15 protein-coding genes are annotated in these 16778 nt (G+C 37.3%); 8 read left to right on the forward strand and 7 right to left on the reverse strand.

What is annotated here, in order from left to right; all coding sequences use genetic code 11:
• Window positions 1-46 precede the first annotated feature (46 nt).
• From ACFOW1_RS07150 to ACFOW1_RS07160, 3 genes are read right to left on the reverse strand one after another with little or no spacing between them, the layout of a single operon-like run.
• Window positions 47-928 (reverse strand): prephenate dehydrogenase, encoded by an 882-nt coding sequence (locus tag ACFOW1_RS07150; protein WP_379013219.1) that lies wholly within the window; start codon window positions 926-928, stop codon window positions 47-49.
• A 15-nt stretch (window positions 929-943) separates the two neighbouring features.
• Window positions 944-2149, reverse strand: coding sequence for a pyridoxal phosphate-dependent aminotransferase (locus ACFOW1_RS07155; protein ID WP_379013221.1), 1206 nt, complete (start codon window positions 2147-2149; stop codon window positions 944-946).
• Between the two features lie 50 nt (window positions 2150-2199).
• Window positions 2200-3030, reverse strand: a complete 831-nt coding sequence (locus ACFOW1_RS07160) for a prephenate dehydratase (protein WP_379013222.1) — start codon at window positions 3028-3030, stop codon at window positions 2200-2202.
• A 534-nt stretch (window positions 3031-3564) separates the two neighbouring features.
• Here ACFOW1_RS07160 and ACFOW1_RS07165 point away from each other — a divergent pair.
• Window positions 3565-5073: a Do family serine endopeptidase gene (locus ACFOW1_RS07165; protein ID WP_379013223.1), complete on the forward strand. Its 1509-nt coding sequence runs from the start codon at window positions 3565-3567 to the stop codon at window positions 5071-5073.
• Between the two features lie 90 nt (window positions 5074-5163).
• Here ACFOW1_RS07165 and ACFOW1_RS07170 read toward each other — a convergent pair whose 3' ends face one another.
• The 3 genes from ACFOW1_RS07170 to ACFOW1_RS07180 all read right to left on the reverse strand — a co-directional run bounded on the left by ACFOW1_RS07170 (window position 5164) and on the right by ACFOW1_RS07180 (window position 9480).
• Window positions 5164-7281, reverse strand: coding sequence for a glycoside hydrolase family 97 protein (locus ACFOW1_RS07170; RefSeq protein ID WP_379013224.1), 2118 nt, complete (start codon window positions 7279-7281; stop codon window positions 5164-5166).
• 82 nt (window positions 7282-7363) lie between these two features.
• Window positions 7364-8617 (reverse strand): methionine adenosyltransferase, encoded by a 1254-nt coding sequence (gene metK, locus ACFOW1_RS07175; protein WP_379013225.1) that lies wholly within the window; start codon window positions 8615-8617, stop codon window positions 7364-7366.
• 50 nt (window positions 8618-8667) lie between these two features.
• On the reverse strand, window positions 8668-9480 hold the full coding sequence (locus ACFOW1_RS07180) for a glycogen/starch synthase (protein WP_379013226.1): 813 nt from the start codon (window positions 9478-9480) through the stop codon (window positions 8668-8670).
• Between the two features lie 107 nt (window positions 9481-9587).
• On the opposite strand from ACFOW1_RS07180, the gene panC reads away from it, so the two are divergent.
• The 7 genes from panC (at window position 9588) to ACFOW1_RS07215 (ending at window position 15653) form a co-directional block, all read left to right on the forward strand.
• Window positions 9588-10445 (forward strand): pantoate--beta-alanine ligase, encoded by an 858-nt coding sequence (gene panC, locus ACFOW1_RS07185; protein WP_379013227.1) that lies wholly within the window; start codon window positions 9588-9590, stop codon window positions 10443-10445.
• 67 nt (window positions 10446-10512) lie between these two features.
• On the forward strand, window positions 10513-10857 hold the full coding sequence (gene panD / locus ACFOW1_RS07190; protein WP_379013229.1) for an aspartate 1-decarboxylase: 345 nt from the start codon (window positions 10513-10515) through the stop codon (window positions 10855-10857).
• A gap of 50 nt (window positions 10858-10907) precedes the next feature.
• On the forward strand, window positions 10908-11936 hold the full coding sequence (locus ACFOW1_RS07195) for a lysylphosphatidylglycerol synthase transmembrane domain-containing protein (RefSeq protein WP_379013230.1): 1029 nt from the start codon (window positions 10908-10910) through the stop codon (window positions 11934-11936).
• Window positions 11937-11981: 45 nt separating this feature from the next.
• Window positions 11982-12476, forward strand: a complete 495-nt coding sequence (gene rfaE2, locus ACFOW1_RS07200; protein WP_379013232.1) for a D-glycero-beta-D-manno-heptose 1-phosphate adenylyltransferase — start codon at window positions 11982-11984, stop codon at window positions 12474-12476.
• Between the two features lie 22 nt (window positions 12477-12498).
• Complete coding sequence (locus ACFOW1_RS07205) at window positions 12499-13692, forward strand: anhydro-N-acetylmuramic acid kinase (protein WP_379013233.1); 1194 nt, start codon at window positions 12499-12501, stop codon at window positions 13690-13692.
• Window positions 13693-13950: 258 nt separating this feature from the next.
• Window positions 13951-14877 (forward strand): DMT family transporter, encoded by a 927-nt coding sequence (locus ACFOW1_RS07210; protein ID WP_379013234.1) that lies wholly within the window; start codon window positions 13951-13953, stop codon window positions 14875-14877.
• Complete coding sequence (locus ACFOW1_RS07215; protein WP_379013236.1) at window positions 14877-15653, forward strand: sulfite exporter TauE/SafE family protein; 777 nt, start codon at window positions 14877-14879, stop codon at window positions 15651-15653. The genes ACFOW1_RS07210 and ACFOW1_RS07215 overlap by 1 nt, the downstream gene beginning before the upstream one ends.
• Window positions 15654-15657: 4 nt before the next feature.
• Here ACFOW1_RS07215 and ACFOW1_RS07220 read toward each other — a convergent pair whose 3' ends face one another.
• Window positions 15658-16470 (reverse strand): oxidoreductase, encoded by an 813-nt coding sequence (locus ACFOW1_RS07220; protein WP_379013237.1) that lies wholly within the window; start codon window positions 16468-16470, stop codon window positions 15658-15660.
• Between the last annotated feature and the right edge of the window lie 308 nt (window positions 16471-16778).

The following is a 16778-nucleotide window of genomic DNA, read 5'->3' on the forward strand; positions in this document are numbered from 1 at the left end:
TACCTTAAAATCCGTTTTAATCCATCAAAATCTATGTTACCCTACCTTACTTTAAAATTCTATTTATCTTATTGGCATTATGCATCAACTCTTCTAAAAATTCTAGATTTTCTTTCTCTAATGCACTTTTAAACTTCCGTAACTGTGTGATATGTTCATTCAGTACATCCAACACATTGTCTCTGTTTTGCATAAAAATTGGTGCCCACATGCTGGCGCTACTTTTTGCCAAACGCACCGTACTTTCAAAACCACCACCTGCAAGGGCAAAAATCGCATCATCCTCTTTTTCTTTTTCAAGCACCGTATTTGCTAAAGCAAACGAAGTGATATGAGAAATATGGCTTACATAGGCAGCATGCATATCATGAGCAGCAGCGTCCATGTAAATGATGTTCATGCCCAATGTTTTGTAAATGGTTTCTATGGCATCTACAATGTCTTTGTCGCTCTTTTCTTTTTCGCAAATCACACAAGCCCTGCCTTTAAATGCATCTCTTACCGCAGCTTCTGGGCCACTATATTCAGTACCCCACATAGGATGCGTAGCTACAAAACGGTGACGCATTGGATGATTTTGCAATGCTTCACACAAGGCCAATTTTGTAGAACCTGCATCTGCTACAAACTGCTGCTCAGTAATAGTATCCATAATGGTTTGCATTATAGGAATGGTAGTATCTACAGGTATCGCTACATAAATAAAATCGCTTTTTTTTATGGCTTCTAGCAGTGGTAACGCTTCATCGATAATGCCTAATTCGATGGCACGGTTGGCACTTTTCTCGGTACGACTAACACCAATAATATGTTTTGCTAAACCTTTATCTCGCAAAGCCAACGCAAACGAGCCACTTATTAAACCAACGCCAACAATACAAACTGTTAGCCCTTCTACCGTTTTAGCTTCCTTAGAACTATTATTCATCACAATTTTTAATTACTAATTTTTAATTCTCTTAATCGCTTCATCAAATCTTTCTACACTTCCGCATAAACTCACTCTTATATAACCATTACCAGCTGAGCCAAAAATACCGCCAGGTGTTATGAATACATTTGATTTATATAATATTTCATCACTTAATGCATAGCCATCTTTATAATTAGCTGGAATTTTTGCCCAAACAAACATACCTACTTGATTTTTTGAATAAAAACAACCCAATAAATCCAACAGCTCAAATACTTTAATTCTACGTGCTTGATAAATAGCATTTACACCATCGTACCAATCTTTACCAAGACTTAATGCTTTCGCAGCAGCTAGTTGCACTGGTAAAAACATACCGCTATCCATATTACTTTTAAAGCGTAACACCTCATCAATTCTATCTTTTGCAGCTACCAGCATCCCAACACGCCAGCCAGCCATATTCTGACTTTTACTTAATGAATTCAACTCAATCACCACATCTTTTGCACCATCTAAACTCAATAAGCTCATTGGGCTTTCGTTCAAAATAAAACTGTACGGGTTATCATGAATAATTAAAATATGATGTTGTTTGGCAAACGCAATGAGCTTATTTAGTACAGCCACATTAGGTAGCTGTCCTGTAGGCATATGCGGATAATTGACAAACAACAACTTCACTTTACGCAAATCTTGGCTTTCTAGCTGCGCAAAATCTGGTTGCCAATGATTTGCTTCAGTCAAATCATAATCTACACAAACACCCCCTGCCAACTTTACAGCACTACGATATGTGGGGTAACCAGGATTAGGTACCAAAGCAATATCGCCTTCGTTCAAATAAGTCATGCAGATGTGCATAATGCCTTCTTTACTACCAATTAGTGGCAGCACTTCTGTGTCAGCATTTACCGTAACACCATACCATGTATCATACCAATCTTTTATAGCATTTCGCAAAATAGGCGATCCTTTATAGCTTTGATAAGCATGCGTATTTGGTTTAGCAGCTTCTTCTTGCAATACTTTCACCACATCGGGATGCGGTGGTAAATCAGGGCTTCCTATACCAAGATTGATGATATTTTTTCCTTGTTTATTCAGTTCATCTATTTCTCTTAATTTCTGGGAGAAATAATATTCACCTATGCCTTCCAGCCTTTTTGATGTTGTGAAGCCCTCCGAAGAAGGGATTTGAGAAGTCGAATCTTTCAAATTGTATTCTTTACTCATGATATTATTTTTCTAGTGTTGAAGCCTAACCTTTGAGGGGTTTGGAGCGGCTATTGATTCCCATTTTTATATACACCAAATACAACTATTTTTTCAGTTAGAGCTTGCATTTTTTCAATGGCATTATGAAATTGCTCTACGTTGGTAAATTCTAAATCAGCATGAAAACTGTATTTAAAATTGGTACCAGCAATTGGCATACTTTGTAACTTGCTGAGGTTAATGTCTTCATCAGCTATAATATTTAACACTTTTGCCAAGCTACCTTTGGTATGATTGGTTTCAAAATTAATAGACGCTTTATTGGCATCTGCAATTGTAGTAACTTCTTCGGTTCGGTTCAATATTAAAAAGCGTGTATAATTACTTTTTTGCGTATGAATATTGGGCGCCACAATTTCAAGTTTAAATAAATCGGCAGCAAGTTTGCTTGCCACTGCTGCAATATGCTTGCTTTTTCGCTGATGTACGTGCTTGGCACTTAAGGCCGTATCGTCGGTTTCTACTAATTTCCAATTAAACTTATCTAGATATTCCATACACTGTTGTATGGCCATATGGTGAGAATGTACTTCATGAATATCCTCGAGTTTTACACCAGGATTTACGAGTAAATGCTGCTTAATAGGCAAATACACTTCGCCTACAATTTTGAGTTTACCACTATTTTGTAGCAAGGTATAATTGGGTAAAATACTACCTGCAATTGAGTTCTCGATAGCCATTACGCCTGCATCGCCTAGCTTTTTGTTAGACGCAATTTTTACCACTTCTCTAAAACTTGCACAAGGAATAACATTGACGTTTTTGCCAAAATATTGCTGCGCAGCCACTTGATGAAAGCTCCCTTCGTACCCTTGGATTGAAACTGATAATGCCATAGCATAAAAAATCCCAGCCTTTGAGGCCGGGATTGTATTTTAATTTGTTAATGTTCGTCGTTGTTACGCTTTTACAAATACTACCCGGCTACTTTTGGTAAAGTAGAAATAAAAAAGAAGTAAAATCGAGTATTTGCGAATAGCTTTTTCATTACAATGTAAAAGTAGCAGTAATTATTTATCTACCAAATATTTTTTAAAAACCCTAGATTTTATTTAAAGTAATCGCACTTTGATTGGAATAATTTTAAAATTAGCAAAATCAGTTGCCTTCAATATCAAGTAGTAAGCGATGATGTATCTGCACGCAGACATACAAATATGCGTTATTTATGCTTCATGTTTTTACCAAATTTTTAGTGTTATTTATGATGACAATTTTGCAAAGACTTACTACATTGCAATGTCATAAAATCATTTATCAGTAAAACATTTGTTAAATGGAATGATTAACAAACTGACTATTAAACAGGTTTGTTTATTTGCAATCATAAAGGCATCAAATTTGATTCTCAACAAAAAAAACAGAGCAAAATGAACTTTAAAAACATCTTAGCAATTGTTGCTATAAGTACAACAACCGCTGTTGCAAGCGTTTGGGGCTATGGTAAATTTGTACAAAGCCAGTATGCAGGTGTGCAAGAGGCTGGCAAAGTGCCTGTTAATTACGCAGGTTTTTTTGGCAATAATAGTCCTGCTGGGGCTGTTGATTTTACAGCAGCGGCTACTTCTGCCACACCAGCTGTTGTGCACATTAAAACGAAAATAAAAGCCAAACAAGTAAGCAATAACCAACGTCAAAGAAATCCATTTGGTGATATGTTTGGCGGGGATATGTTTGATGACTTTTTTGGTGGTCCAAGAGTACAAACCATACCCGAACAAAGAGCAAGTGGTAGTGGCGTCATTATTAGTGAAGACGGTTACATAGTAACAAATAATCATGTAGTAGATGGTGCTGATGAAATTAATATCACACTCACTAATAAAAAATCTTATAAAGCAACTGTTATTGGTACAGACGCAAGTAGCGATTTAGCAGTGCTAAAAATTGATGCAAAAGGTTTACCATATATCGTTTATGGTAATAGTGATGATGCTAAACTTGGTCAGTGGGTACTTGCAATTGGCTACCCATTGAGTTTGGATGTAACGGTAACGGCTGGTATTATTAGTGCCAAAGCAAGAAGCATAGACATTAACAGCCGCCAAAGCAAAACACCTATCGAAAGTTTTATTCAAACGGACGCCGCTGTAAATCCGGGTAATAGTGGTGGCGCATTAATAAATACTAACGGCGAATTGATTGGTATTAATTCAGCCATCGCATCACAAAACGGTTCTTATATTGGCTATTCTTATGCTATACCTGTAAATATTGTAAAGAAAATAGTAAACGACATTGTGAAGTTTGGCACCGTACAACGTGCATTTTTAGGCATTCAATACCCACAAGAAGGTATAAGCGATGAAGAAAAAGCAAAACTTGGCATTAAAGACGGTGACGGTGTGTATGTAACAGATGTGCCTGAAGGTGGTGCTGCAAAAGCTGCTGGCATAAAAAAAGGCGACTATATTACCAAGGTAAATGGTGTAATTGTAAATAGTGGCCCTGAAATGGTAGAACAAGTAGCTCGTTACAAACCGTCTGATAAAATTACCATTACTTACAAACGAGATGGTAAAGAAAACACAGTAAGCCTTACACTTAAAAATAAAGCTGGCAATACAGATATTGTAAAAATTGAAAGCGTTACTGATAAATTAGGTGCAGACTTAGAAAACCTAGATAAGAAAATTGCTGCAGCCAACGATATTGCTGGTGGTGTTTTGGTGAAGAAATTGAAAGAAGAAGGTTTGTTGAAGAAAACCAAAATGCAAGACGGTTTTGTTATTACTTCAGTAAATGATGTAGAAATTAAAAATATAGATGAGCTAAAAGCAGCTTTATCTAAAGCAGGTTCAGGCACTGTAAGATTATTAGGTATTTATCCTGGTTTTCAAGGCACTTATGCTTACCCATTAAATCTTGGTGAAGAATAATTTAATAGAAAACTTACTCAACAAAAAGGCGGTATCAAATTATTTGATACCGCCTTTTTAATGTCTGCTATTTTATAAAAATATGCTTAACTATTTACCCTTAACTTCTATAATGCTAATGGCATAGCCACCACCTGGTGCAGAAGTTAACTCAAGCTTGGTAGATTTATTTACCACTTGCTTAGTAATAGTATATGCTTGTGGATTGGTTTTGTAATGGGCATCTTTAGCATCTGCATAAATAGTAGCAGTGTAGCTTTTACCAGCTTCTAAAAAGTCTAAAGCGATAGTCGACGTTCTAGATTGCTCACCATTTACATTGCCTACAAACCATTTGTTTTTACCTTTTTCTTTTCTTGCCACGGTAATGTAACTACCCGGTTCTGCTTCTAAATATTTGCTATCATCCCAATCAATAGCTACATCTTTTATAAATTGAAACGCATCTAAAAAGCGGTTATAATTTTCTGGTAAATCAGCAGCCATTTGCAAAGGACTATACATGGTTACATACAAAGCCAATTGATTTGCCAAAGTGCTATTTACATGCGAATTGTTATTTTTACTAATCTTACTAATATCCATTTCAAAAATGCCAGGTGTGTAATCCATTGGGCCACCTAATAATCTTGTAAATGGTAACAATGTAACGTGATTAGGTTTAGAACCCCCAAATGCTTGGTATTCAGTACCTCTAGCAGACTCGTTACCTATCATATTTGGATAGGTACGCGCCAAACCTGTAGGCCTTACCGCCTCGTGTGCATTAACCATAATTTTATATGAAGCTGCTTTTTTAACTGCGTACAAATAGTGGTTATTGGCCCATTGGTTGTAATGGTTTTCGCCCGCGGGCAAAATATCACCTACATAACCGCTCTTCACAGCGTCATAGCCATTGGCTTTCATAAACTTATAAGCAGTATCCATATAACGCTCATAGTTGCGAATAGAGCCCGATGTTTCGTGGTGCATAATCATTTTTACACCTTTTTGCTTGGCATATCTAGCTATTTCTTTTACATCAAAATCTGGGTAAGGCGTAATAAAATCAAATACATGGTCTTTCGCATGACCAAACCAATCTTCCCAACCTTGGTTCCAACCTTCTACCAATACACCACCAAAACCATGTTTAGCAGCAAAATCAATGTATTCTTTTACATGCGCTGTGTTGGCAGCATGCGTACCATTTGGTTTCAATTTGGTATAATCTGTAACACCCAATTGTACAGCAGGAACTGCATTAGTATAAGACCATGAACTTCTACCAGTAATCATTTCCCACCAAACACCTACATATTTCATAGGTTTTATCCACGATGTCTCAGTTATTTTGCTTGGCTCATTTAGGTTATACGTCATTTTTGAAGCTAGAATATCGCGAGCATCATCGCTTACAATAATGGTTCGCCAGGGCGATACCGAAGGTGCTTGAATATTGCCTTTATCGCCTTTGGCATCAGGTGTTAACCACGATTCAAAAATCATTTGTTTGTCATCCAAATTCAAATGCATGCATGAATAATTTACCAAAGCGGCCTCGTGCAAATTAATATAAAGGCCATCATTGGTTTTAAGCATTAACGAGGTTTGTACACCAGTAGGCGAAAAAGATGTTTGCGACAAATTAGCAGTTCTTGCTTTTTCTTGCAAGCCACGTATTTCAGATAATTTAGAAGTGGTATAATCATACTCTTGTGTGTCGTAATCGCCAGGTATCCAAAACGCAGTATGGTCGCCAGTCATAGCAAATTGCGTTCTCTCTTCTTTTATTACAAAATATACCAAATTGTCTTGCTGCGGAAATTCGTATCTAAAACCAAGACCATCGTTAAACAATCTAAATCGAATGATGATATTGCGATTGGTTTCTTTTTGACTAAGCGTTACAGCCATTTCGTTATAATGGTTGCGAATGCTTTTTACTTCGCCCCAAACTGGTTTCCAAGTGTCATCAAAAGTTGACGTTTTAGTACCTGCGATGATAAAATCGTTAAGTAACGATTTTTTATCATTTTTCAATTCTAACCCAAGCTTACTTGGCTTAATGACTTGTTTGTTTTTATAAACCAAGCTGTAAAATGGTGTACCGTCTGGCTGTAAGCCGAAGGATAAAGTGAAGTTTTTATCTGGCGATAATAATGTTTGTGCTTGTGTAAATGCACAACAGAGCATTAGGAGCGATAAGGCTAGCAATCTTTTCATAACAATTATATTTTAAAATTAAAACCAAAAAAAGGGTGCAACTGCTTATGAGTTACACCCTTCTAGTATCATTTTCTAAGCATTATTTTATTTTAAATGCTTTTTTTACTTTTTCTACGTGGTCTAGTTTTTCCCAAGTAAATAATTCCACTTTTACTTTTAAAGTTTTACCAGAAGGTTCTTTAAACTCTTTAGTAACCACTTCATTCTTGCGACCCATATGACCATAAGCAGCTGTTTCGCTATAAATTGGGTTACGTAGTTTTAAGCGTTGCTCAATAAAGTAAGGGCGCATATCGAAGATAGCTTCTACTTTTTTAGCGATTTCGCCATCGGTTAATTTTACCTTGGCAGTACCATAAGTATTAACGTTAATAGATGTAGGCTGAGCCACACCAATCGCATAAGAAACCTGTACCAATACCTCATCGCAAAGGCCTGCAGCAACTAGATTTTTAGCAATATGACGGGTTGCATAAGCGGCGCTTCTATCTACTTTACTTGGATCTTTACCGCTGAATGCGCCACCACCATGTGCACCTTTACCGCCATACGTATCTACAATGATTTTACGACCAGTTAAACCCGTATCGCCATGTGGACCACCAATAACAAACTTACCAGTTGGGTTAATGTGGTACTTAATTTTATCGTTGAATAAATGCTTGTATTGAGGGTATTTTTTCATTACGCGAGGAACTAAAATTTCTTTCATATCCTTGGTAATCTTTGTTAGCATTTTTGCTTCTGTATCAAAGTCATCATGCTGTGTGGAAATAACAATCGCATCTATTCTGATAGGTCTGTTATTATCATCATACTCAAGCGTTACTTGGCTCTTCGCATCAGGACGGAGATATTTAATCGCTTTGTTTTCTCTACGTAAAGCAGCCAATTCTATCAATAATGTATGTGCTAAATCTAGCGCCAAAGGCATATAGTTTGCCGTTTCGTTAGTTGCATAACCAAACATCATACCTTGGTCGCCAGCGCCTTGTTCTTCTTTCTTCTTTTTATCTACACCTTGGTTAATATCAGCGCTTTGCTCGTGAATAGCGCTTAAAATACCGCAACTATTGGCTTCAAACATATATTCGCTTTTGGTATACCCAATTTTACGGATAACACCACGGGCAATTTCTTGCACATCAAGGTAGCTTTTACTTTTAACCTCACCAGCCAAAATTACTTGACCAGTCGTTACCAACGTTTCGCAAGCCACTTTAGACTCAGGATCAAACGCTAAAAAATTATCAATCAACGCATCAGATATCTGATCTGCAACCTTGTCTGGATGTCCCTCAGATACACTTTCGGAAGTAAATAAATAAGGCATGAAAATGTAATTTTTAAAATTATGATGGCAAATATAATGCTAATAATATGTTACAATGATAGGCTCTCGTACAAATCCATGTACTCAGATAAATCAGTATCTAGACCTTTAAAAGATACTATTTTTTTACCCTTAGCTTTGCCAAATTCGGTCATCAATTTAGTGTTTACCTCTTCTGAACCAAATGTAATGGCATCTGCATGCGTAGCGCCTACACGGTATAATGCTGTATTATCAAGCTCTTTAGCACTATCTAAATCTTTCTCTTTAATATTGGCATTAATCAATGCTTTCTTTATAAAGTCGGGGCTTAATTTTTCTTCAAATGTATTTTCAGCAATGGTAAATACTATTTTGCTGTTACCAAATACAGGCTCACGCTTATAGGCCGTTTTTATATAAGCTGGTACCAAACTACTCATCCAACCGCTACAGTGAACCACATCGGGTGCCCAGCCAAATTTCTTTACGGTTTCTAATGCACCTTTACAAAAAAAGATAGTTCTCAAACCATTATCATCAAACCACTCTTCGTTTTCGTCGTGAAAAATTTGTTTGCGTTTGAAGAAATCTTCGTTTTCTAAAAAATAAACCTGCAATCTTGCATTAGGCAAAGAAGCAACTTTAATTTGTAGTGGATAATCATCATTGTCAACAGAAACATTGATACCAGAAAGTCTTACAACCTCGTGTAATCGATGCCTACGTTCGTTGATAACACCAAACCTTGGCATAATGCAACGCACTTCTAAGCCAGTATCGTTACTCTTTACTGCCAGCCGATTAACCATACCAGCAAACTCTGTCAACTCTAAATAGGGCGACATCTCTGTGGCTATGAATAAAATTCTTTTCTTTGACATTGATAAGACGCTTTTTAATATTAGCCTAAAAACAAGTTTGCAAAAGTAAAGGAAATACTGCGAAAATTGGTGGTAACGCAAACTTCACTCAAATACGACAACAGCAAATGATACTTTTTAAAACGATTGACGCATTACAAAAACACTTATATAACAAAAAAAATAATGGTATTTCAATAGGTTTTGTACCCACCATGGGGGCTTTACACCAAGGGCATTTATCGCTCATTAGCATGAGCAAAACAAAATGTGCTATTACCGTGTGTAGCATCTTTGTTAATCCTACACAATTCAATGATAGCAAGGATTTTGAGAAATATCCAATCACGATTGAAAATGATATTCGCTTGCTAGAACTGGCCCAATGTGATGTATTATTTCTCCCTTCAGCAAACGAGATTTATCCAAAAGGAACAGCACTAACAACACAATACCAGCTCGGGTATTTGGAGACACTGTTAGAAGGAAAATTTAGACCCCATCATTTTCAAGGTGTTTGCCAAGTAGTGCATACATTATTAGATATTGTAACACCAGATATGCTGTTTTTGGGACAAAAAGACTATCAACAATGCATGGTAATTCAGCAACTGCTTGTGATAACTGGAATAAAAACACAACTAATGATGGCGCCTACATTAAGGGAAAATTCTGGCCTTGCCATGAGTAGCCGCAATATGCGATTAAATGATGTTGACAAAGAAAAAGCGACTGTCATTTATCAATCTTTAAAATACATTAAACAAAATTGCAATGATAAATTGCCGAGTGACCTCATTGCAACAGTTACCGAGCAGCTACTTCAAAATGGTTTTGAAAAAATAGACTATGTGGCCATTTGCAATGCGAATGATTTACAACCATTGACAAACATAAAGAGCAACCTACCTAGAGTAGCACTTATTGCAGCATTTTTAAATGGTGTGAGATTGATAGACAATTTGCTACTAGATGATGCTTCATAGAATTATAAAAACATTCGCTTAATTCGAAAAAAAACCAAGTCTCTAGAACACTACATTTGCCCCCATTATGCAAATACAAGTATTAAAATCAAAAATTCATAGAGCTACTATTACAGAAGCGAACCTTAACTATGTAGGTAGTCTCACTATTGATGAAAATTTAATGGAAGCAGCCAATCTCATTGAAAATGAGAAGATTCAAGTGGTAAATGTAAATAATGGTGAACGCATAGAAACCTATATTATAAAAGGCAAACGTGGTAGTGGCGTCATTTGTTTGAATGGCCCTGCTGCCAGAAAAGGCGCTGTAGGTGATGTAATTGTTATTATTTCATACGCATTGATGGATTTTGAAGCTGCTAAAACCTTTAAGCCTTGGGTTATTTTTCCTAAAGAAGGAAATAAGTTATAGTTACAAATGGGTTTAGTAAATTGCAAAGCGTCTTAAACTGATGGCACTGAATGAAAAAGAAAATAACTAATGCGTTAAAGTATAGCCTATTTTTAGGTATTGGCGTTTTTCTTGTGTGGTGGAGCTTGCAACAAATACCACCAGATAAATGGGATGAATTTAAATTATCGCTGCGCACCGCCAAATTTGCATTACTTATTCCTGTGTTTGTTATTTTAAGTAGTAGCCATGTTTTGCGCAGTATCCGCTGGAAAATTTTAATGCAGCCTATGGGCTACCAGCCTTCCACAGTCAATGTTTTTTTCGCAGTGATGATTGGGTATCTTACCAATCTTGCAATACCACGTTTAGGAGAAGTAATTAGATGTACATTATTAACCCGTTACGAAAAAATTCCAACCGAAAAACTAGTAGGTACCATTGTGGTTGAACGAGCATTTGATGTAATTTGCCTCATGCTATTTTTTGTAATAGCGTTTGCAAGCCAATATCAAGTGGTAGGTGAATATGGCAGAGAATTACTAATGGTTATTTTCACCAATAAAACTGGTAGTATTTCTATTACTAAAGTGGCCATTGTTGCCATTGTACTTATTGCTATTATCATTGCTATAAAAGTTTGGTTCAATCAATTTGCACATCTCAACATAGTAATTGCATTAAAAAAGATTTTGAGAGGCGTAGTAGAAGGCCTCGCAAGCATAAAAAATTTACAACAAAAAGGTAAGTTTTTATGGTGTACTGTAGGCATTTGGACTTTATATGTTGTAGGCACTTGGGTAGGTTTGCAAGCCACTCAGGGCACTGAACATTTGGGCATTGCAGTTGCCATTTCAGGTTTGGCATTTGCAAGCTTAGGTATGATTGCTACACCGGGTGGTATTGGTGCTTATGCTTTCTTTTTAGCCAAAGTACTTGAAAAAAATGATATCCCTTATCCTATTGGCTACGCAAATGGAACACTACAATGGTTTGCTCAGTTTTTATTAATCGTTATTGTTGGATTTATTTGTCTTGGGTTATTGCCTTGGTACAATAAAAAGAAAGAACTTCTAACAAATAATGAGACGCTCAAATAGTATCGGCAAAACATTTACCGCATTACCATCCTTAAATAGGAATACATGAAACAAGTAGAGGCTATTTCAAAAAAAATATATAAACTACCTGAATTAGTAGCAGTAGTGAAAGGTTGGAAAACAACAGGCAAAACCGTTGCTTTTTCCAATGGCTGCTTCGATATTTTGCACGAAGGACATATTTTTTCGCTCTCACAAGCGGCTAAAGAAGCAGATAGATTAATCATTGGGGTAAACAGCGATGCAAGTACTAAGCGCTTAAAAGGTGAAGGAAGACCCATTAACAATGAACAGAGCCGCGCCTTGTTGTTGGCTAGTCTCGCCATTGTAGATGCAGTGGTTATTTTTGAAGAAGACACCCCACTAGAACTTATTTCGGCACTTTTACCCGATGTAATAGTAAAAGGTGGCGATTACACATTAGAACAAATTGTAGGCGCAAAAGAAGTGATAGCCAATGGCGGCAGAGTGGTAATTAATAAAATCGTAGATGGTTTTTCTACCACTGGCATTATTGCTAAGATTAGAACGTTAGGTTAGGTTAGTTTATCATCCAAACACAATGAACCCAAACATTGCCTCTTTATACCAAATAGCCAATAAACCAGAGCGACTAATCATTGGCTTAATGAGTGGTACATCGCTTGATGGGCTAGATATAGCTTTGTGTAAATGTATAGGCAGTGGCCTTAACATACAGCTATCAATACTGGCATTTGAAACTTTGCCTTATGCCAATGATTTTAAAGCTGATGTAAAAACCATTTTCTCTAAAAAAACAATTGACCTAGAAAAGCTTTGCTTGCTCAATGCATATATCGGTGTATTACATGCACAAATGATAAATAGTTGCATCGCCAAATGGGGCTATGAGAACAGCCAAATTGATGCTATTGCAAGCCATGGACAAACGATTTACCACGCACCTAAAAGCTTACACGGCTTAGCTAATTATGGTAATGGTACACTACAAATTGGTGATGGCGACCATCTGGCTGTAACTACTGGTATTATTACCCTCAGCGATTTTAGACAAAAACATATTGCTGCTGGAGGCGAAGGCGCTCCGCTTGCTTTATACGGCGATTATTTGTTATTCAGCAAAGCTGGTGAAGACAGAATAATGCTAAACATAGGTGGCATTAGTAATGCTACTTTCTTACCTGGTAATTTAAATCCTGATAATATTGTTAGCACCGATATTGGGCCTGGCAACACCATGATGGATGCTTATATCCAAGCGCATTTTGAGGGTAACTATTTCGATGCAGATGCCATCATTGCCAAACTAGGCAGTGTAAATAAACCATTGCTACAAGCACTAGAAAATCATCCTTTTTTTACAACTAGTTTTCCAAAAACAACTGGGCCAGAATTATTTAATCTTCACTTCTTATACGCAGCTATGCAGCGAGCTAAGATTACAAATCTATCCCATGAAGATATAATGGCAACCCTGAACTGCTTTACCGCAAATGCAATTGTTGCGGCTATTCAACAACTTACAGCGCCTGATCAACCCATCTCTATTTTTGTAAGTGGCGGTGGTATGCACAATCCATTGTTGTTACAAAACATACAAACACAGCTGCCACAAATTACCATCCGTACTACTGAAGCCATTGGCATTAATCCTGACGCAAAAGAAGCCGTACTATTTGCCTTGCTTGCAAACGAAAGTTTATGCGGTGGTAATACTTTTTATGGCAAAAACACACCAAGTGTAAGCATGGGTAAAATTAGTTTTCCTAGGTAATATTTATTTATTGCATGGAAACCGCAGATTTCGCAGAGAAAAATCAGCACTATTTATCTATTTTATCAAATATCTGCTCTCTGATTATTGTTGTAAGAAGCTTTTACACGAAGAAAATACGCATAAGAATAAAATTCTGCAACTTATCCGATTTCTGCGATAAGCTTTATTCACTACAATTTCTTCAAAGAAGATTAAAAAATAACCCCAAATTGCAGCCACTTTAAGCAATAAGAACACTTGCAAAGTGACCAAATAATGACATTTAACAACAAAAGCAACACTATCACAGGCATCGGCTTAGCAGTTTTAGCAGCCGTAATATGGTCAGGCAATTTTATTATTGCTCGCAGCATTTCGCCCATTGTACCACCCGTAACGCTTGCATTTTTACGCTGGTTTTTTGCCACAGTCATTATTGCACCAATTGCTTGGAATAAATTTCAACAAGAAAAACAAATTATCTGGCAACACAAAGGCTATTTCATACTCACGTCCTTCATGGGATTTACTTGCTATAATGTATTTTTATACATAGCAGGACATTACACAACTGCCATAAACCTTGCATTAATCGGTTCTGTAGCTGCACCTATTTTCGCAGTGATCATTGCTAAAATTATTTTCAAAGAGCATGTTCCTTTACAGCGGGTAATTGGTTTAGCACTTTGTATTATTGGTATTATTACGTTAATAGCACAAGGCAGCCTACAACGCCTTATTACGTTTCGTTTTGCCATTGGCGATTTATGGAGTTTGTTGGGTGCGCTCACATTTGCCATTTACAATAATCTTACTAAATACAAACCCAAAGGGGTATCAGATTTAGGCTTTTTATTTACGGGTTTTACGTTTGGTACTTCTATGCTTGTACCTTTTGTGATTGCAGAACATATTATTATCCCAACTTCTATCCCTTTTAATGTAACTGTAGTGAGCAATGTGGCTTATTTAAGCATTGGCTGTTCGGTACTATCTTATCTATTTTGGAATCGTTCTATCCATCTAATTGGCCCAAGTCGTACGGTATTATTTGGCAACTTAATTCCTATTTTCAGCACCATAGAAGCGGTGGTACTACTGGGCGAGCAATTTACTAGCATTCATATTATCAGCGGCATGATTGTACTTATAGGATTGGTTATTGCTAATATTACCCCACCCAAAAAAACACTAACTAACTAATGCTTACCACCACTACCATTATTATACTCTGTTTGGTTGCTTTTTTAGCAGGTTTTGTAGATGCCATTGTAGGCGGTGGCGGCTTAATACAAACGCCCACAGCCATTTTAATGTTACCACAGTTTCCCGTAGCTACTGTTATTGGCTCATTAAAAATACCCTCATTTAGCGGTACTGCATTTGCCGCTAGGCAATACCTAAAACGACAAAAAGTAAACTGGCAACTACTAAGCATAATGATGCTTGTGGCTATGGCGGCATCGTTTGGCGGCTCACAATTATTAACCATAGTGAGCAATAGTTTTATGAAGCCCTTACTATTGGTAGTGCTAGTATTTGTTGCTATTTATACTTACAGTAAAAAAAACTTTGGCAACCAAACTGTAAAACAACATACTGCTAAGCAACAAATTTGGTATGGACTTGCCATTAGCCTAGTGATAGGCTTTTACGATGGCTTTATTGGCCCTGGTGCAGGTAGCTTTTTAGTGCTTGCTTTTGTAAGTATTCTTGGCTATGACTTTTTATTAGCCAGCACCAATGCCAAAATGGTAAACCTTGCCACCAATGCAGGCTCTATTTTATTGTTTTTACTAAAGGGCAAAATCATTTGGGCTATTGCGTTGCCAATGGCTGCAAGCAATGCTGTGGGTGGTATTATTGGTGCCAAATTTGCCATCAGCAAGGGCAATCAATTCATCCGCATGTTCTTTTTATTAGTAGTTATAGGCACTTTAATCCGCTTTGCTTGGGATGTCTTCCATTGGCATTTTTAATTAACTACCGTATATTGGCTAGCATAATAGCATCAAACCATTTATCTGGCAGAAGATATCTGAAGAACAAAATAAACTTAGCGCCGCCGCCTGTAGCGTAGCGCGTTCTAGGATTTTTTGCCATCGCAGCTTTTACAATGGTTTTAGCCACCACTATTGGTTGCGAACCAAATTTGTATGTTTTTGTAAACATAGCAACATGCTTTTTTGCCAAAACGCCATAAGCCGTATTGCCGGATACTTTTAGCAAGTGTTCGCTAGTAATACCATCCCATTCGGTAATAATGGCGCCAGGTTCTATAATCACTACGTTAATACTAAACTGCTTCAATTCCATTCGCAAACTATCACTCAACCCTTCAACAGCGTGCTTAGTGGCGTGGTACCAAGCACCATGCGGCTCGCCAAGTTTGCCCCCAATAGAAGAAATATTTACAATAGTACCACTACGTTGCGCACGCATAGTAGGCAATAGCAATTGGGTAAGCCTTGCCAAACCAAATATATTTACCTCAAACTGGTATCTCGCTTCGCTTAAAGGCACATCTTCTAACGCCCCAAACGACCCATAGCCAGCATTATTTACCAATAGATCTATCCTATTTCCCGCAGCCAATAAGATAGCTACACCACTTTCCACCGAAGCATCATCTGTAACGTCCATGGCTAATAGTTTTACACCAATAGCCTGTAAATCTTGCATTTTATCAACCCTTCGTGCTGCACCATAAACGGTATAACCAGCTTGTACCAAAAGTTTGGCAGTTTCTTTACCAATACCAGATGAAGCACCTGTAACCAAAGCTACTTTTTGCATAAATTCTCGTTTTCGCTGGTAAGGTAGACGAATGTGGTGAGGAAAAATTGTATCTAAACGCTAAATAGGCATTAAAAAATGGGTGGCTATAATTATCAGTAAATCTTTGCCCTAAAAATTCCTAGTTCATAACAATTATCAGGTCTTGCAAAACCGCCCGCCGCTTCGGCGCAAGCTTTTCTGCGACTGTAAAACCGTCCGCCGCTTCGGCGCAAGCTTTTCTGTGACTGTAAAATCACCCGCCGCATTGGCGCGAGCTTTTCTATGACTGTAAAACCGTCCGCCGCTTCGGCGCAAGCTTTTCTGAA

Source organism: Parasediminibacterium paludis, assembly GCF_042651445.1.
GTDB classification, from domain to species: domain Bacteria; phylum Bacteroidota; class Bacteroidia; order Chitinophagales; family Chitinophagaceae; genus Parasediminibacterium; species Parasediminibacterium paludis.